The organism is Bacillus sp. N6, from assembly GCF_052805735.1.
The window spans coordinates 5,272,019-5,290,248 of sequence record NZ_CM127843.1; the positions used below are offsets into that span (position 1 = coordinate 5,272,019).

The window sequence follows — 18,230 nt, forward strand, 5'->3', positions numbered from 1 at the left end:
GCAAAAAAATAAAAAGGGCGAAAACTCGCCCTTTTTCATTAACAACAGCGTGATATTTTTCCACCCTTTGCATTAAATCTTGCTTCTTGTGCCTCAGCAAAAAATTGCTTTTGACATACAACCTCTTCTTCAGGATGATGCTTTTTCATATGCTCTACGTATACTTCATAACTTGGTACCCCAACGAGCAAACTAATAAAGCGCTTCCTTTTCCCCCATACTTGCCACAGCTTTTTAAGCATAGTTCCTCGACTCACTTTCATCTCTAGGAATATATGGTGCCTCTTTTAACGGCATTGGCTTATTTCTCAATACTTGTATCCAAATTCGAAGTGCTGAAATTAACACAGCGATTACAACTATCATAAAAATCCCACAAAGCGCTGCATCGATATAATCATTAAAAATAATTTGCTTCATTTGAGCAACATTTTTAGCTGGTGCTAACACTTTCCCTTCATCTAGCGCTCCCTGAAACACCTTTGCGTGAGATAGAAATCCGATTTTAGGATTTTCATGAAATAGCTTTTGATAACCAGCTGTCATTGTTACAATAAGCAATCCCACAGTTGGAATAAGTGTTACCCAAACGTACGCCTTTTTCCCCATTTTGAACAAAATTGTCGTTCCAAGTAATAATGCGATACCCGCTAACATTTGATTTGCAATACCGAAAAGCGGCCATAATGTATTAATTCCACCGAGCGGATCTATTACCCCTTGGTATAGGAAATATCCCCACCCTAATACACATAGCGTTGTAGCTATTACATTCGCTAATGTAGAATCTGTTTTCGCAAAAGGCTTATATACATGCCCTAAAATATCTTGAATCATAAATCGTCCTACACGCGTTCCTGCGTCAATCGTTGTTAAAATAAATAAGGCTTCAAAAAGAATGGCAAAATGATACCAGAATGCCATCATCGCCGTCCCACCTATTACTTGTGAGAAAATATATGCCATACCTATTGCTAACGTCGGTGCGCCACCTGTACGTGATAAAATTGTTTGCTCTCCAACATTTACAGCAAGTTCTTTTAGTTCATTTGGTGTAATAGCAAATCCCCATGAAGAAATAACTTGAGCTGCCTGTGATACATCCGTACCAATAAGTGCCGCAGGACTATTAATCGCAAAATAAGTTCCTGGCGTTAATACACAAGCTGCAATCATTGCCATCGCCGCTACAAACGACTCCATTAACATTGCTCCGTAACCGATTGGCTGTGCGTGTCCCTCTTGCTCAATCATTTTTGGAGTTGTACCAGATGAAACGAGAGCATGGAATCCAGAGACCGCACCACAGGCAATCGTAATAAATAAGAACGGGAATAAATTACCGGAGAAAACAGGACCAGTTCCATCAATAAATTGCGAAACTGCTGGCATTTGTAAATTGGGTGCTACAATTAAAATACCAATCGCCAATCCAACGATTGTTCCAACTTTTAAAAATGTACTTAAATAATCACGTGGTGCTAATAGCATCCAAACTGGTAATGCAGATGCAATAAATCCATATACAATAAGCATAATAGCAATTGTTTCACCACTAAATGTGAACATACTTGCAAGTGTTGGATTTTCTGCTACATACTGTCCTCCAACAAGAGATAAAATAAGTAGGATAATACCAATTACTGACCCTTCTCCAACACGACCAGGCCTAATATAGCGCATATAAATTCCCATTAAAATAGCGATAGGAATCGTTGCTGCTATCGTAAACATTCCCCAAGGACTTCCGATCAGTGCCTTTACTACGACTAACGCTAATACTGCTAATAAAATAATCATAATTCCTAAAATACCTATCATTGCAATTAGTCCTGTAACAGGTCCAATCTCATCCTTAATCATTTCTCCTAACGATTTACCATTACGTCTCATCGAAGCAAATAAAATGACAAAATCTTGGACAGCCCCCGCAACAACTACCCCAACAATAATCCAAATGGTCCCTGGTAAATATCCCATTTGTGCTGCTAAAATCGGTCCTACTAAAGGTCCCGCCCCAGCAATCGCTGCAAAGTGATGTCCAAATAATACCCACTTATTTGTCGGAACATAGTCTTTCCCATCGTTTAATGTATGGGCTGGTGTTTGCCGATTATCATCTAAATTAAAAACCTTTCTCGCTATAAATCTACTATAAAAACGATAAGCAACTGCATATACACATACGGCAGCTACTAAGAGCCATACAGCATTAATGGTTTCACCTTGTGATAAAGCTATTACCCCAAAAGCACCTGCTCCTACTGCTGTAATAACGCCCCAAAGTAAGATCGATTTCAATGTCTTCACATACAATTCCCCCAATACTATTTCTTAGTGGAGATTGTACTAAATTTTCTGAATATTTAACTTGAATCCTCCTTATCATGAAGGATTTTCAGTTTATCATGTTAAAATACTCTCATTACCTACTATAATTCAATGTTATTTCGAAGGCGTTTTACATAATTACGACTGACTGGAATCGGTTGCTCATCATACCTATCTAAATACAAATTATACGTGCCATTATAATAAGGTTTCAGTTCTTTTACATATGACATATTAATTAAATAGCTTTTATGCACACGTAAAAAATCATATGCATTTAGCTTATTTTCTAATTCCTGAAGTGTATATGTTGAAATATACTGATTATTCGTTGTGTAAATTGAAACAGTTTTATTTTCTTTATTTTTACTTACATATACGATATCTTCTGGAAGCATATATCGTATACCTTCTTGACTTTCTATCGGTAGTTTCCGCAAATAACTCTTTGCTTTCTCACCTTGTTCTTTACCTATTTTATATAAAAGAAATTGTAAATCTTCTTCACGAAATGGTCGTAATAAATAATAAAATGCTTGGAAACGAAAAGCTGTAATAGATTCCTCTATGTTTTCACCTACAAAAATAAATTTTGTATAGCAATTTATTTCTCGTAATAAACTTGCATATTCAAAACCAGTACCATCTAGTAATTTGGAACTTAAAAAAACAAAGTCTGGTATATGTTTTTTCATCATAAATAAAGATTCTGTTCCTGTCTTTGCTTCAAAACATTCTACATTTCTCATATTTTCAGTGAAATTTTCAGCTAACTCTCTTCTCTCTTCTGCCTCTTCCATGATCAGTAAAATTTTCATTTCTTCAACCACCTAATTCTTTGTCCATATGTCCTGCTGTATACATTCGCTTTTATAAGAAATAATCCCTTTTTCTTACTATACCATTATTTATCTAAAAAAACAGAAAAAAGGAAACCCCTTCGGTTTCCTCTCCCCCTTTATCCTACATTAACTGCCTAGAAAGAACCAAGTAGTGTAGGGTAATAAACGATCAGGCATACATTTAAAATTTCACTTTATACTAATTCTCGTTGCTTCGTTTCTTGTCCAAGTATTACTACAGCGAATACACCAATTAAAATTGATCCGCAGAAAATCGTAAATATTAATGATAGTGAAGCTTCTGAGGCAACTAAATACCCCACTAATAGTGGTCCAAGAATACCACCAATACGCCCAAACGCTGCTGCCATTCCTGCACCTGTACCACGAATAACGGTTGGATACTGCTCAGGTGTATAGGCGTATAATGCTCCCCAAGCACCTAAGTTAAAGAAGGATAGTAACATACCTGCCACGATTAATACTGTTAATGAATCCGCAACCCCAAACAAATAGGCACTGCAAGCTGTCCCGATTAAATACGTAACCAAAACAAATTTACGACCGAGACGTTCAATAAACCAAGCAGCGGTGAAATACCCTGGAAGTTGAGCTAACGTCATAATAAGTACGTATTGGAAACTTTTTATTAAACTAAACCCTTTTAGCACCATTACACTCGGTAACCAAAGGAACATTCCATAATAGGAAAAGACAACACAAAACCATAGAATCCATAGCATAATTGTTGCTTTACGATATTCCCCAGACCAAACTGATTTTATATTTTCAATAACAGATGGTCTTTTTTCAACTTTTTGGAACCTTGGGGAATCCGGTAAATTCCATCTTAAATATAAAGCATATAGTGCTGGAACTGCACTCAATACCATCGCAATTTCCCAACCATATTTCGGAATAACAAAATACGAGATAAGAGCTGCAATTAACCATCCACCTGCCCAAAAACTTTCTAATAACACAACAATTTTCCCACGCTCATGTGCTTCAACACTCTCTGATACTAGTGTAGAGGCAACCGGAAGCTCTCCGCCAAGCCCCATACCAATTACAAAGCGTAAAACGAGAAACATCGCGAGTGTCGTCGTTAACGCAGTTAAACCACTACCGATAGAAAATAATAATAATGTAATAATAAAGACTGATTTTCGCCCTATTTTATCTGATAGTATCCCAAAAATAAGCGCTCCTACTGCCATACCGATTGAGTTAATACTACCTATCCAGCCCATTTCCTGGCTCGTTAATCCCCAATCCTTTTGCAAGGCTACCATTACAAATGAAAGCATTCCAACATCCATTGCATCAAATAGCCATCCAAGCCCAGCTATACCAAGTAGTTTACGCTTCGAAATTTCTTTTACCTTGCCCACTAGAAGTCCTCCTCACACAGGTGTCTTTACACATCATTTTACATGTGTGAATTGTATAAGTAAAATACTTTTGTGTAAAAAATTTCTCCTTCATCATTCCCAAAAAGTAAAACGTCTATCCCGATTGGTGAGGGCTAATAATCAGTAGGGATGCCTCACTGATTAAAGTTTCAATTTATTAAAAATGAACAAATAAAAAAAGCAGCGATATTTCGCTACTTTTTCGAACGCATTACTTCTTTTAAAAATTCCGCTAATACTAACTGACGACGCCAGCGTGTTGGATTACTGCATAATCTATAAAACCACTCTAAATGAATCGCTTGAATCCATTTTGGTGCACGTTTTACTTCTCCAGCCCATACGTCTAAACTTCCACCCACTCCAACAGCCATTTTCGTTTCTAAACGATGCTTATTGTTTTGGATAAAGTTCTCTTGTCTCGGGAAACCGAGTGCAACAAGTAATAAATCTGGTTTTGCTTCTTGAATGCGAGAAATAATATTCTCTTCGTCTTCTTGTTTAAAATAACCATCTTGTGTACCGGCGATGGATACAGCTGAATATGTCTTTGTTAAATGATCTGCTGCAGCTTGTACAACATGCGGCTTTGCACCTAATAAGAAAACAGATACTGGTTTACTATCTTCTGATAACTTCGCAAGTAAATTACACATTAAATCAAAACCTGCTACACGCTCTTTTAAAGGTGTACCAAGCATACCACTTGCCTTTACAACCCCAATACCATCAGGTGTAATTAAATCTGTATTCAATAATGTTTGATAGAACTTTTCATCCTTTTTTGCGCACATAACAATTTCAGGATTTGCTGTTACTACCTGAAACGTATGAGTTCGTTCCGCTTCTAGTTGTTCTTTTAAATATTGGACCGTTTCATCCATTGTCATTGTAGAAAAAGGAACGCCTAGAATATCAACTGTTTGTACTGCCATAGTTAACTATCCTCTCTATCATTACAAGTTTTTCGCTATTAATTGCTTATATGTTTCTTTTGTATCTTCATATAGTTTTTGAAGTGAGAAGTTCATAGTAGCATGCTCATAAATATGTTTACCCATTGCTGCTAATTCTCCCGTTTTCCACTTATCATACGCTTCTTCTAAAGCTAATGCTAATGCCTTTCCATCACCTGTTGGCACAATCCATCCGTAAGTTTCATCTACGATTAATGGCTCAATTTCTCCAGCCCTAGTCACAATTGATGGTACACGTTGATTTGCCGCTTCTAATAAAACTAGCGGGAACCCTTCACTATGGGAAGTTAATAAATTTACATGTGACGACGCAAATAATTGTTTTACATCTTGACGATGTCCTAAAAACTCTACTTTATCGTTAATCCCTTTTTCAGTAGCTAATGACTTTAGATTTTCTTCTAATGGGCCATCGCCAACTAATAATACTTTAATTTTCTCTAATTTTGTTTGTTGTAACGCATCGAATAAAACTTCATGTCCTTTGACGGGATGTAATCGTGCTACTTGGATTGCCGTAAATACATCTTCATCAATATTGAACATTTCTTTTTTATTATAGCCTTCTGCTTTTTCCTGATCGTATTCAATTCCATTATAAATAACATGCATCTTGTCATTTGAAATGCCTAATGCTGCCAAGCTTTTTTTCAATCTATTTGTTACAACGAAAAATAAATCTATATTTTTTAAGGCTTTCAAATTTAATTTCGTAAAAATCCAACCTTTTAAGCCCTGTTTAGTAAAGTCTTGAAATGGATCACTATGAATAGTCGTTACCCATTTTGCCTTTATTCTCTTTTTCATTAAAGAAACATAGAAATTAGCCCTAGGACCATGTGTATGAACTACATCAAATTTTTCTTTATTAATAAATTCACTTATATTCTTTAAAATGGATAAATCATAGCGCGATTTTTGTGAAAACACATGGACTTTTATCCCTAACTCCCTTGCTTCCTTCGCAACAATTCCATCTTCAAATACTGCTAATTCTACTTCACCAGTTGGAAACTGATCGAGAAGTGAAATAATATGTGTTTTCCCTCCCCCATCTTCTGCTCCTGCATTCATATGCAATATTCTCATATTTTTTCCTCCTTTAAATCCTCGCTACGTTTCCATCTATTTTTATTTTACTGTACTAAAAAATAAAAGCTAACAAAAGTTAGCTTTTATTTTTATCATTCAATTTCTAGGTCTACTATTAGATAAGCTAACACCACTACAAAGTAAATTCCAACTCCTGGTGCTGTTAAAATATGTCCTGCAATATAAGCAATACCTAACGCTAACAATAAGCTTGCTGAAATCATTCCATATTTTATATTAAATATGTCCTTAAATCTCGTAGCAAATGCTAGTAGAATTCTTAGCCCGTAATAAATAAATGGAATCATTAGTAATACAAAGCCAATAATCCCGAAATCGTAAAACCAATCATGGAAGTCCATTTCAATTAGTTTTGGATCTGGCTGCTTTTGTTCATTGTATTTAAAGTTACCTGCATAACCCATTCCTAATAACTTTTGTGACATTGGCGCTTCTTTAAAGAACTGCTTATGTCTTTCTTCATATACTTGACGTCCACTGAAAATAAGGTTTTCTTGATTTTCTTTCTTTTGCTCTTTCTCAAGTTCTTTCTTAACTTCCTCTTCTATCTTCGCCTTTTCTTCTGGCTTTTCAACTTTATGATGATTTTCTTCTTTTGCTTTAAGTTCTTGTTCTTTTTTCAACTTATCTTTAATTTCTTGTTCTTTTTGGCCTTGCTGAGCCACATTTTGCTCTGATAAATAATTATTATGAATGCCCATATTTTGTGCTAATGGTGTTTGTTTAAACGTCCCAACTACACCAGCTAATAGGACAATAGCAATTACTGCGTTAAGTGCAAGAGATTTTTTGTTCGGATTTTTTCTATTAAATAATAATTGTAGTACAATGATCCCGATTGCTGCTGCCAACGTAGCACCAATTGAGCCCATTCCTACTTTTGTACCAACTTGAATTAATGAGTAAATCATTAAAAGTGATGGAATCCAATATAAAATATGTTTCCAGCTCTTTGTTTTTTGAATAGAATATAGTACCACAATAGGGAAAATAATAGCTAAGATTGAACCTAGTTCATTCCCTGCATAGAACCAACCTCGAGAACCAACCTTCATCCATTCATAACTACCAAAGTCAGTAGATGTTGAAATAGAAATAACCATAATTGCGTTAATGATTAATGTAGAATATACAATACTATTTCGAACCTTATCACTAATATTAACTTTCGTTTTCAATGATTTTAAAGCTAAAATGTATGATCCCAGCATAATATATATATATAATGCTTTCGCAACGAATTTAACTTCTTCACCAAGTACAATAGGATCCTTAACTAGTTTGTTATTAATAAATCCTATCCCTAAAACGCCGGCTAATAATATAAGATAAATTAAAAACTTTCTATTTTCCTTCTCTTTTGCCTGAATTAAAATGTAAATACCACCAACAGCCATAATAAGGAATCTTACTAAAATTCCAACGGTAGCATTTGACTTTAATAAAGTGATGCTAAGAGACGTTAATAAATCTAAAACAGGCTGTAAAATAATAAAAAAGAGCAAAAAATGCTCAAATCTAACCCTAGCTTGATTTGCTAACATTCCAAGACCTCCATACAAAATCTTAACATTATCTTTTAATCATAATTTATTATCGTTAAAACACACCTAGCAATTATAACATAACTCATATTTAAATTGAGAACTTATTTTTATGCCGAAACTAACCAAATCCAGCTTAAGTAGTGCTAGAAAACATTATCCTTTAGCTATTCTTCCCTATCTCTATAAAAACTATCTAACACTCTTCCACTTATTATCAGCATTATAGTAACATTTGTTAATTTATTTATAAGTATATAAAATTTAATAATTACACACAAACACCCACTCGGCTATCCTACAACTAAAGATTAACCTTGCTTCGTTTTCTCCTAAGCATTTTCAAACGCTTTCTTTATGTATTTTATCCGTTTTTATACATGTAACGAAAAGTAATTGTTATTTCCAATACTTTAGTGTATATTTTTTCTCTGGAACATCTTTAAGAGAAAGGGATTAAGGCCATGTTATTAATCGATATATTTACGTTTCTTGGCATTATCGCCGCTGCCATTTCTGGTACATTAGTTGGTTTAAAAAAAGATTTAGATTTATTTGGTGTCCTTTGTTTAGCTGTAGCTACTGCGCTCGGCGGCGGTATTATTCGTGATATCATGATTGGTAACCTGCCCCCTGTCGCATTTGTAAAACCCATTTACTTTTTCGTAAGTGTATTATCAGCATTATTTACTTGTATGTTTTTTGAGCGTATCAATAAACTTCAAGTCGTTATTATGCTTTCTGATGCTGTTGGATTAGGCGTTTTTACAGCTATTGGTGCAAATGCGGCAATGTCACATCATGTTGACGCCTCATTTCTAGTTGTTTCAATGGGAGTCATTACAGGTATTGGAGGCGGTATTTTGCGTGACATTTGTGCTCAAGATATCCCTTACGTATTCCGAAAAGAGATTTACGCAATCGCTTCTATCTTAGGAGCAATTAGCTTCCTAATCACATACGCTATGGGGGCGCACGTATTAGCTTTCTATGTTTGTTTATTAGTAACATTCGTTATTCGTGTCGTCACTGTAATATATAATGTGCATTTCCCTGTTTTCTTTAAAACACATGCTAAAATTAATAAAGGCCATTAAGAGAATTCTATCTAGAATTCTCTTAATTTATATACTATTCAACGAACTAATATAGAGTAATTATATATAAGCATATATAATTACTCTATATTAGTTTTAAAATTGAAAACGTTTTATATACAGGGGGAAGAATGATGCTTGGGGTTTTCAGAAAAAATATTAATAAAACAAATGCCAGTATAATCGAATTAAGTAAGGACCAACAAATAACTTTTAATGTACCTACTAATTCTGAATTGAAAATTCAAATGGATATGCTACATATTTCAAAAGAAGATTTACAAGTTGTAAAAGTACTACAGCCTTTTATTTATGCAGAAATTGATTGGATTACTGAAAAATTCTATGCCAACATTACAAAACAACCTAATTTAATTACTATTATTGAACGTTACAGCTCTATTCCAAAACTAAAACAAACTTTAAAAACACATATTAAAGAATTATTCAGCGGCAATATGCATGAAGATTTCATTGAACAGCGTGTTAGAATTGCCAAAAGACATGTGCAAATTGGTTTACATCGAAAATGGTATACTGCTGCTTATCAAGAATTATTCCGCTCTATCATGAAGATTTTGCAAACAAAAATAACAACAATCGATGATTTTTCCTATTCTATAAATGTCATAAATAAATTATTCACTCTTGAACAAGAACTTGTTCTTGCAGCTTATGAATCTGAATATGAAAGAATGCAAAAAGAGCATGAGAAAGAAAAAGAACTAACTGCTATGACAATTACGCATATCGCAACAGAACTAGCTGCTGTATCTGAAAAGACAAGCTCTTCTATTCAAAAACTAACCGCTAAGTCTGAAACTATTGTAGAGATTGCTAAAACAGGTACATCATTAGCTACAACATCTGAAGAAAAAGCGAATAAAGGGAAAGAACAATTAAACCAGCAAAACAAACGAATGGGATCTATTCAAATGAATATGGAAACGATTATTACAGATACTCATGAACTTCTTGATATTTCTAACAAAATTAACGAAATCATAGATATCGTTAAATCAATCGCGGAGCAAACAAATTTACTCGCACTAAATGCTGCTATCGAGTCTGCACGTGCTGGAGAATTTGGGAAGGGGTTTTCTGTTGTTGCTGGTGAAATCCGAAAATTATCAGAGCAAACGAAAGAATCTATCTTTAACGTTACAAAGCTCGTCGAAAAAACAAATGAACAAATTATCCGTGTCTCGTCTTCCGTGAAACAAATTAGCTCTCTCGTATCAGAAGGAACGGATAGTATGTCGGCAACAGATCGATACTTCCAAGAAATTGTAAAAGATATGTCTAACTCAAAAGAACAGAATAAGAAAATTGAACATGAGCTACAAGCTATTTCACAAGTAATGAAAGGAATTCAAGATGATTCCTCACAAATGGCTCTAACAGCCGATAATTTACAACTAGAACTAAATCGATAAGATAAAGTGAAACTTTAATCAGCCCTCAACAATCGGGCTTTTACAGGCAGTCCGCCCCCACCTAACTTCTTTGCTTTCGCTGATTTTGAGGTGGGGGTCTTACTGTCCGGAAAATAGCGGAATAAAATTCAGGTCCGGCATACTTTCCATTTTGCACTGACTACTAAATTTCATCTTCCATCAAAAAAAGAATCCAGAATGGATTCTTTTTATTTTCTGAAAAATATTTTTTGACAATACACATAACTCATATAAACACCAAAGCTCTGCAAAATAAACAATGCCGGCATAATTACATTGTAATATGCCATATCTACTTGGAAAAGCCTTAACAATACGTAGCCACTAATTAAAAATAAGAACAACATATATCCTTCATTTTGTTGTTTCTTAATAAGGAAGTGCAATAGAGCTATAGTCATAAACAATGTTACGGCTATATATATCAGTTTTTCACATTTGAAAAGAATAGAATTTATCCCCTCATCTGAAAACTGATTTATCATCGGTTCTAAAAGTTTAAATCTTTCTCCCTCAATCTCTTTTAACTTTTGATCAATATGCTCTGTTACACTTTGATTTTTCGATATTTTTTCCTCATGTTTCGTTTTTCCAATTAAGACAGATTGAACATACGTCTCATTCGAAATCGTATATTGTGACAATCCCATTGCCTTAATTCCATAATTCACACCAAAATGAGTACTATAAAATAGAATAAGTATCCCTACCATCTTTAGTAACACTTTTTGTTTCGTTGCTGATTGAGACACTTCAATTAATAATACATATACAGTGATAAAAATAGGAAGAAATAATCCTATCGGGAAAATCATATTACTAAATGCAAATAAAACCGCTGAAAACACCCACATATAAGGATGATCTAACCCTTTATATAAAAGTATGTAACAAGCAAAATAAAATAAAAATATTGCAAGTGACTCAGGAGTTAATACGGAACTCAGCAATATATTTGGAATATACAGAGCATAAAATATAGAAGCAATACGACCGCATTCTTCTCCAAAAACCATTGCCGCAATACGATAAATAAAAAATGCGGTTCCTGCGCAAAATAACACATTAAATAGTTGTAAAGCGAATAATGTATCACCGAATATACGAATGATTACTGACTCATATATAATAAAAGGCAAATGAGTTACAGTCCCTATATTATTACCAATTGCAATCTGCTTTGCAGACTCATACATCACTTTCATATCACCAATTATTGGAGCATCTACAAATAACAGCATACTAAGCCTCACAACTATAGATATACTTATAAGAAAAATAAGAAATTGTTTATCTGTAAAACGATATTGTAGAATTGATGCCACTAACAAAATAAGTATGACGAAAATTGCCAATATGATTGTTACACTTGTTGTACTTCCTCCAAAGAATTGCTTACTTGTCTCAAATGCTACCCAACAACTATAAACGAAAAATGCGAGCATCGCACCGATCGTAATTTTATTGAAGAAAGATGAAAAATTTGTTTGTATATGATTCATATGTCCATTGCACCTCTATTTCCATTCATAACAAAATGATTCTATCATGAATGGGTACACGGCTGATAGGGAATTTCTATGACGAATACATAGTCATTACTTTTTACTTGCAATGTAAGCGAATCCTCTTTTACACTACATTTTAGATAAAATAAATTTTCTTTCAGTTACATGAATACAAATACAGAAGTTTAAATAATCCTCTTTTGGAATACACTTTACTTCATTAAATATCTAATATGAGTACTCCACTTACACATATTATTCTGATTGAAAACAGACTATAGGGGCTGAATATATGGAAAAGAAATTCATGCGAGAATCTAAAGCAATTAAGACAACACGTGTTTTTCCTAACGATTTAAATAATCACCAAACACTTTTTGGAGGGAAATTATTAGCAGAAATTGATAGTATTGCTTCAATTGCGGCTGCAAGACATAGTCGTAAACATTGCGTAACAGCATCTATTGATTCAGTTGATTTTTTAACTCCAATTCACCAAGCTGATTCTGTTTGTTATGAAGCATTTGTGTGTTATACAGGGAAATCTTCAATGGAAGTTTTCGTAAAAGTAATCGCAGAAAATTTATTAGCAGGCGAGCGTAGAATTGCTGCTACTTGCTTCATTACATTTGTGGCTATAAAAGATGGAAAACCTTCGTCCGTACCACAAGTACTACCTGAAACTCAGGAAGAACATTGGTTACACACAACCGGTTTAGAACGCGCGGAAAACCGAAAAAAGGGACGTTTAAAAAGTAAAGAGATGGCTGAAGTTTTAACTTTAAGTAAGCCTTGGAATATTTAACATAATCTTCTCATCATACATGCACAGGTCCTTCCTTGCATGTATTTTTTATTATAAAAAATACTATCGCTTGCTTCATCATAATGCGGAATGGATAGCGCTTCATTAAAAGATATATAAATAATAGTATTGGATATAAAGCAACTTGTAGGCGTAAGTACAATGCTAAAAAGTAGAAAATATTTCGTTTTATGAGTATCAGCTAATTTTAAGCTCCAATATAATAATCCCCATGAAAAGAATAGAAACTGTCCTTCTGTTAAAGTTAAATTTTCCACAACAATCTCTGGAGGATACACCGCTAATAAGAAAGCACCTATTAATCCTGCAGCGGGATTCAATAAATAAGTACCAATCTTATAAGTTAGTAAAATAATAAGTACTCCTAATAGGATAATAATTAATTTAGCTACAAAAAGGCCTTTATTACCATTTCCCAAAAAGTAAAATACAGTAACTAAAAACACTGGAAAACCTGGCATAATATGAATAGGTGGTTTATCAAGCTCATGATATATTAACATTCCTGTTTCCAATAAAATAGTTTCCATTTTTTGATAACCTATATCATCGCTAGCTAGAGTCAAATCTGCACCATGTGTTTGTAAAGTTGCAAAACGAAGCGCAAATCGCCTTAACATTTCATATTCCCCCTTAAAATACATAATTTTCAAAGTTGATTTACAAAGTTTATATGCGTTAAACTGATACAGATGTTCTTGTAATCTTCTTCCTTTCAAAAGGCTTGTATATATGGTGCAAGACATAAAAAATTTGAGGAGATAAAAATTCTATGATGGAACAAAAACAACTTGTTTCTGTTGTCATACCTCTGTATAACACAGAAAAATATATTGAAGACACAATGCAGTCAATACTGGATCAAACATATAAAAACATTGAAATTGTAATTGTAGATGATGGAAGTAAAGATCAATCACCTTCTATCGTAAAAAATCTTGCAGAAAAATATCCGGGGCAAGTAAAATACGTTCACCAAAAAAACCAAGGCGTTTCAGTAGCTCGTAATGCAGGGATTGAAAATGCTAGCGGGGAATACGTCGCTTTCCTTGATAGTGATGACTTATGGCATCCAACTAAAATTGAGAAACAAATCGAGAGTATGCACAAAAACAACATGGATGCTTGCTATTGTGGTTATATGAATTTCTACGAAGAAACAGGCGAAAAGGTTGAGCATACAACAAACTTTATTAAAGGTGATATGGCAAAAGCATTCTTAACACACCAAGTTGTTGCTCAAACAAGTACTTGGATTTTCAAACGCTCTATCGCAATGAATCATAATATCCGTTTTACACCAGGATGTAGCTGGGGAGAAGACTTGGAGTTTTTATTTAAACTAATGAGTGTGACAAATGTATGCTATGTCGATGAATATTTAACATATTATAGAATCTTATCCGAAGGAAATCTTTCTTCTAAATATAAAGATTACGAATTAAAAACAACTAAAGAACTGGAAGTATTCAATCGTATGAAAGACTGGGTACATAATAAATCTCAAGACTTCATTACGAAAGACCCTCAGTCACTTATTGAGATTCTTGAGACTTATTTATTCCCTTATACGGTTATCAATAATGCTTGTATATACATTAAAGAAAACTCTCAATTAAATAATGCCCAAGTTCAATTAATCAAAAAAGATATAAAGAAATATTGCCGTAAAATCTATTCAAAAAACGGAAAGCGTAGTAAAAAACTATATGCAATGCTTTGGTTTGTACGAATTAAATTTCTGTTTTCTTAAACTGAAAATATAGTACTCATCTCTCTTTCCGTAAACAAATCAAATTTACAAATAGGACAAACGAAAAAGGTCCTAAAGAATAGAAAGGTTTTTTCTCATGAAAACAAATAAGATTCTTAAAAATGCCTCCTACCTATTTGTAGGAAATATTACTGTTCGATTTGTACTTGCTATCGCGACGATTCTCTTCGCAAGATACGTTTCTCCTGGTGAGTATGGGATGTTTACAACTGCATTAGCAGTTTCCGCTGTTATTTGTTATTTCACAGATGCAGGTTTGACACATACGTTTATGCGTGAAGGAACGAGAAAGGATGCAAATATTAGCGTACTAATCAGTAGTTATTTACGCATTCGTTTCGTATTAGCTGTCGTAATTTCTGTACTCTTCGCTATTTTTGCTCAGTTCTTCTATACAGATGCCTACTTACGCGCCATGGTATATTGGGTTGTACTACCAACAATGTTTGGAGCAACTTTACAAGGTGTCGGGATGGCTTACTTCCAAGTAACAGAACGTATGCAATTTACAGCCATTATTTCTGTAATACAAGGTGTAACAGCCGCAGCTGCTCTTCTACTAGGAATGTCATTTAAATGGTCACTTATGATGGTCGCTGCCATGTACGGAATATCCAGTCTTGTAACAGGTGTCATCGCCTTTATAATGGTAATTCGCCATACGACAGTTCATAAGGGCTGGGACAAAGGGATTTTAGATCAACTGCTGATTTTCACAATCAATGGCATTATCATTATGCTCTTGCCACAGTTAGGGCCTATTATATTAGAAAAAGTTTCAACGTACGAGCAAGTTGGATTCTTTGGAGCTGCTTCTAAAATACCCGCTGTACTTTATCAAATACCCGGTGTAATTGCAGCAGCCTTTTATCCAAAGTTATTTGCTTTTGGAAATGAAAAAAATATTGATGAACATAGAAAACTATCTCTGTTTGAATTAAAGCTTATGTCTTTCTTAGGAATGGGGATTTCTATTCCATTCATCGCTAATCCAAGATTTTGGATTGTTACTTTATTAGGTGAAGAGTATGCCCCAGCTGGTGACGCTCTTGCAATTTTAGCCTTTATGGTCATTTTACAATCTATCAACTACCCACTTGCTGATAATTTAACGACAATTGGTCAACAGTGGAAGCGTGCGACAACGATGGGGATTGGGTTAGCTGTTGCTGTCATAAGTTACATCGTATTAGGTAGCCAATTTGGAATGATGGGAGCAGCTGTAGCTGCTATCCTTACCGAGATTACATTATTAATCGGCTTTACTTTATTCGCTCGTAAAGGCTTTACATTACTATTCAAAGGAACAATATTCAATGCACTAGCATTTATAATCAGTTACGCTCTATATCGTACTGTGTTAATTAACTTACCACCACTAGTAGCTTTAACACTTACTGGTATATTGTACGGCATTATCGGTCTTGCAATTGACCCACAAATACGCAGGTTACTTTTAGGGTTTGCGAATAAAAAGCTAGGCAGATAAACAACAACGAAGCAAGTTTCTCTTCCAAATTATGAGGAGAAACTTGCTTTGTTTACTTATATACATTTTTTGAAATGATAGCATTATATCGAAGAATTTAGTATCATGATTCAAGACACTATTTAGAATTGAACGGAGGACATTATGAGCTTATTAACTGTTGAAAAATTAGGCCATACATTTGGTGATCGTACATTATTTAAAGATGTATCCATGCGCTTACTCGCAGGAGAACATGTTGGATTAGTTGGAGCAAACGGTGTTGGTAAATCAACATTTATGAATATAATTACTGGTGAACTTATCCATGATGAAGGCCGCGTCGAATGGACACCTGGCACAAATTATGGTTACTTAGACCAACATACAATTTTAACACCTGGCCGTACAATTCGTGACGTATTAGCAGATGCATTTTTACCTTTATTTAAAAAAGAAAAAGCTTTAAATGAAGTTACAGAAAAAATGGGAACTGCTACACCTGAAGAATTAGAAGAACTTCTTGAGCAAATGGCGGAAATACAAGATGCTCTTGAAGCAGGCGGTTTCTATTTATTAGATATGAAAATTGAGGAAGCAGCGCGCGGTCTTGGAATTGACGCAATTGGTTTAGATCGTGATGTTGCTGCATTAAGTGGTGGACAACGTACAAAAGTATTACTTGCAAAGTTACTACTTGAGCAACCAGAAGTATTACTATTAGATGAGCCTACCAACTATTTAGACGTTGAACATATTCATTGGTTAACAAATTATTTAAAAGAATATCCACACGCATTCCTATTAATTTCCCATGATACGGAATTTATGAATAAATGTGTCGATGTTATTTTCCATCTAGAATTCACAAAGATGACGCGTTATACAGCGACATATGAAAAATTCCTAGAGCTAGCGGAAATTAATAAAAACCAACATATTAATGCTTATGAAAAACAAAAAGAATTTATAAAAAAACAAGAAGATTTTATTGCGAAGAATAAAGCGCGCTACTCAACGACAGGTCGTGCAAAAAGTCGTCAAAAACAACTCGATCGTATGGAACGTATCGATCGTCCTGAGACGGCGATTAAACCTGAATTCTCGTTTAAAGAAAGTCGCGCAAGTAGCCGATTCGTCTTTGAAGGAGAAAATGTAGAAATTGGATATACACACCCGTTATTACCAAAACTAACAATGACAATTGAACGCGGTGAAAAAATTGCAATCGTCGGATGTAATGGCGTAGGTAAGTCTACACTATTAAAGACGATTTTAGGTAAAATCAAACCATTAAGCGGAAAAACAAGCCTTGGTGATTTCTTAAACCCATCATACTTCGAACAAGAAGTGAAAGCTGATAATATAACACCGATTGATGATGTTTGGAACACGTTCCCTAGCCTAGACCAACATCAAATACGTGCAATGTTGGCAAAGTGCGGTTTAAAAAACGAACATATTTCTCGTCCTCTAAGCCAATTAAGTGGTGGCGAACAAGCGAAAGTCCGTTTATGTAAGCTAATGGGGGAAGAGAGCAACTGGTTACTATTTGACGAGCCAACAAATCACCTTGATGTTACAGCAAAAGAAGAATTGAAGAAAGCGATGAGAGCTTACAAAGGAACAATTCTTTTAGTGTGTCATGAACCAGACTTTTATGAAGATTGGATAACAAAAGTTTGGAATGTTGAAGAATGGTCGCAACACAATTCATAACTTTCCACTACATTTTTCTTACATATTAATTTCTATGTAAGAAAAATGTATTTTTATATTCCGTCCTAATAAAAATATAAAATACATCTCCTATATAGCCCCGGGCGTATTTTGATAAGTAAACTAATCATGGTATTCTTTTAGGTGATACTCTACATA

Annotated in this window: 14 protein-coding genes and 2 pseudogenes; 7 read left to right on the forward strand and 9 right to left on the reverse strand. The window is 34.3% G+C overall.

Translation table 11 applies throughout. The annotated features are described in order from the left end of the window. Positions 1 to 38: 38 nt before the first annotated feature. The 7 genes from ACUXVC_RS27200 to ACUXVC_RS27230 form a co-directional block, all read right to left on the reverse strand. Positions 39 to 242, reverse strand: coding sequence for a YbdD/YjiX family protein (locus ACUXVC_RS27200; protein ID WP_023523602.1), 204 nt, complete (start codon positions 240 to 242; stop codon positions 39 to 41). Then, a complete protein-coding gene (gene cstA, locus ACUXVC_RS27205) occupies positions 235 to 2,310 on the reverse strand; it encodes a carbon starvation protein CstA (protein WP_095689940.1) in 2,076 nt (691 codons plus the stop codon). The genes ACUXVC_RS27200 and cstA overlap by 8 nt, the downstream gene beginning before the upstream one ends. 122 nt (positions 2,311 to 2,432) lie before the next feature. Beyond that, positions 2,433 to 3,149 carry a LytR/AlgR family response regulator transcription factor gene (locus ACUXVC_RS27210; protein ID WP_000698259.1) on the reverse strand — a complete coding sequence of 239 codons (717 nt, stop codon included), beginning with the start codon at positions 3,147 to 3,149 and terminating at the stop codon, positions 2,433 to 2,435. A gap of 218 nt (positions 3,150 to 3,367) precedes the next feature. Continuing rightward, positions 3,368 to 4,567, reverse strand: coding sequence for an MFS transporter (locus tag ACUXVC_RS27215; protein ID WP_063549207.1), 1,200 nt, complete (start codon positions 4,565 to 4,567; stop codon positions 3,368 to 3,370). Between the two features lie 215 nt (positions 4,568 to 4,782). Continuing rightward, the gene (locus ACUXVC_RS27220) at positions 4,783 to 5,523 is read right to left on the reverse strand and encodes a WecB/TagA/CpsF family glycosyltransferase (protein WP_000290751.1); all 741 of its coding nucleotides are present in this window, start codon (positions 5,521 to 5,523) and stop codon (positions 4,783 to 4,785) included. A 21-nt stretch (positions 5,524 to 5,544) separates the two neighbouring features. Next, positions 5,545 to 6,654 (reverse strand): glycosyltransferase family 4 protein, encoded by a 1,110-nt coding sequence (locus ACUXVC_RS27225; protein WP_053563282.1) that lies wholly within the window; start codon positions 6,652 to 6,654, stop codon positions 5,545 to 5,547. A 95-nt stretch (positions 6,655 to 6,749) separates the two neighbouring features. Beyond that, a complete protein-coding gene (locus ACUXVC_RS27230; protein ID WP_053563281.1) occupies positions 6,750 to 8,222 on the reverse strand; it encodes an O-antigen ligase family protein in 1,473 nt (490 codons plus the stop codon). Positions 8,223 to 8,686: 464 nt separating this feature from the next. Between ACUXVC_RS27230 and ACUXVC_RS27235 the strand changes: the two genes are divergently transcribed. From ACUXVC_RS27235 to ACUXVC_RS27245, 3 genes and pseudogenes are all read left to right on the forward strand, one after another. Beyond that, on the forward strand, positions 8,687 to 9,319 hold the full coding sequence (locus ACUXVC_RS27235) for a trimeric intracellular cation channel family protein (protein WP_000924377.1): 633 nt from the start codon (positions 8,687 to 8,689) through the stop codon (positions 9,317 to 9,319). 134 nt (positions 9,320 to 9,453) lie between these two features. Further along, positions 9,454 to 9,999 (forward strand): annotated as a pseudogene (locus ACUXVC_RS27240) (protoglobin family protein); the annotation flags it as partial. Between the two features lie 54 nt (positions 10,000 to 10,053). Then, positions 10,054 to 10,755: a methyl-accepting chemotaxis protein gene (locus tag ACUXVC_RS27245; protein WP_372430521.1), complete on the forward strand. Its 702-nt coding sequence runs from the start codon at positions 10,054 to 10,056 to the stop codon at positions 10,753 to 10,755. Between the two features lie 209 nt (positions 10,756 to 10,964). On the opposite strand, the gene ACUXVC_RS27250 is transcribed toward ACUXVC_RS27245, so the two are convergent. Further along, positions 10,965 to 12,278, reverse strand: a complete 1,314-nt coding sequence (locus ACUXVC_RS27250; protein WP_053563280.1) for an ArnT family glycosyltransferase — start codon at positions 12,276 to 12,278, stop codon at positions 10,965 to 10,967. 298 nt (positions 12,279 to 12,576) lie between these two features. Between ACUXVC_RS27250 and ACUXVC_RS27255 the strand changes: the two genes are divergently transcribed. Then, positions 12,577 to 13,089 carry an acyl-CoA thioesterase gene (locus ACUXVC_RS27255; protein WP_000412126.1) on the forward strand — a complete coding sequence of 171 codons (513 nt, stop codon included), beginning with the start codon at positions 12,577 to 12,579 and terminating at the stop codon, positions 13,087 to 13,089. A 61-nt stretch (positions 13,090 to 13,150) separates the two neighbouring features. Here ACUXVC_RS27255 and ACUXVC_RS27260 read toward each other — a convergent pair. Continuing rightward, a pseudogene (locus ACUXVC_RS27260) lies at positions 13,151 to 13,754 on the reverse strand (4-amino-4-deoxy-L-arabinose transferase); the annotation flags it as partial. Positions 13,755 to 13,882: 128 nt separating this feature from the next. On the opposite strand from ACUXVC_RS27260, the gene ACUXVC_RS27265 reads away from it, so the two are divergent. The 3 genes from ACUXVC_RS27265 to ACUXVC_RS27275 all read left to right on the forward strand — a co-directional run bounded on the left by ACUXVC_RS27265 (position 13,883) and on the right by ACUXVC_RS27275 (position 18,071). Then, positions 13,883 to 14,863, forward strand: a complete 981-nt coding sequence (locus ACUXVC_RS27265) for a glycosyltransferase family 2 protein (RefSeq protein ID WP_144465583.1) — start codon at positions 13,883 to 13,885, stop codon at positions 14,861 to 14,863. Positions 14,864 to 14,960: 97 nt separating this feature from the next. Next, a complete protein-coding gene (locus ACUXVC_RS27270) occupies positions 14,961 to 16,373 on the forward strand; it encodes an oligosaccharide flippase family protein (protein ID WP_000856145.1) in 1,413 nt (470 codons plus the stop codon). 144 nt (positions 16,374 to 16,517) lie between these two features. Further along, positions 16,518 to 18,071 (forward strand): ABC-F family ATP-binding cassette domain-containing protein, encoded by a 1,554-nt coding sequence (locus ACUXVC_RS27275; RefSeq protein ID WP_000055383.1) that lies wholly within the window; start codon positions 16,518 to 16,520, stop codon positions 18,069 to 18,071. Positions 18,072 to 18,230 lie beyond the last annotated feature (159 nt).

Coding starts and splice junctions, on each gene's coding strand:
- ACUXVC_RS27200 (WP_023523602.1), bottom strand. CDS start 242: ATGCTTAAAAAGCTGTGGCAAGTATGGGGGAAAAGGAAGCGCTTTATT.
- ACUXVC_RS27210 (WP_000698259.1), bottom strand. CDS start 3,149: ATGAAAATTTTACTGATCATGGAAGAGGCAGAAGAGAGAAGAGAGTTA.
- ACUXVC_RS27220 (WP_000290751.1), bottom strand. CDS start 5,523: ATGGCAGTACAAACAGTTGATATTCTAGGCGTTCCTTTTTCTACAATG.
- ACUXVC_RS27225 (WP_053563282.1), bottom strand. CDS start 6,654: ATGAGAATATTGCATATGAATGCAGGAGCAGAAGATGGGGGAGGGAAA.
- ACUXVC_RS27230 (WP_053563281.1), bottom strand. CDS start 8,222: ATGTTAGCAAATCAAGCTAGGGTTAGATTTGAGCATTTTTTGCTCTTT.
- ACUXVC_RS27235 (WP_000924377.1), top strand. CDS start 8,687: ATGTTATTAATCGATATATTTACGTTTCTTGGCATTATCGCCGCTGCC.
- ACUXVC_RS27245 (WP_372430521.1), top strand. CDS start 10,054: ATGACAATTACGCATATCGCAACAGAACTAGCTGCTGTATCTGAAAAG.
- ACUXVC_RS27250 (WP_053563280.1), bottom strand. CDS start 12,278: ATGAATCATATACAAACAAATTTTTCATCTTTCTTCAATAAAATTACG.
- ACUXVC_RS27255 (WP_000412126.1), top strand. CDS start 12,577: ATGGAAAAGAAATTCATGCGAGAATCTAAAGCAATTAAGACAACACGT.
- ACUXVC_RS27265 (WP_144465583.1), top strand. CDS start 13,883: ATGATGGAACAAAAACAACTTGTTTCTGTTGTCATACCTCTGTATAAC.
- ACUXVC_RS27270 (WP_000856145.1), top strand. CDS start 14,961: ATGAAAACAAATAAGATTCTTAAAAATGCCTCCTACCTATTTGTAGGA.
- ACUXVC_RS27275 (WP_000055383.1), top strand. CDS start 16,518: ATGAGCTTATTAACTGTTGAAAAATTAGGCCATACATTTGGTGATCGT.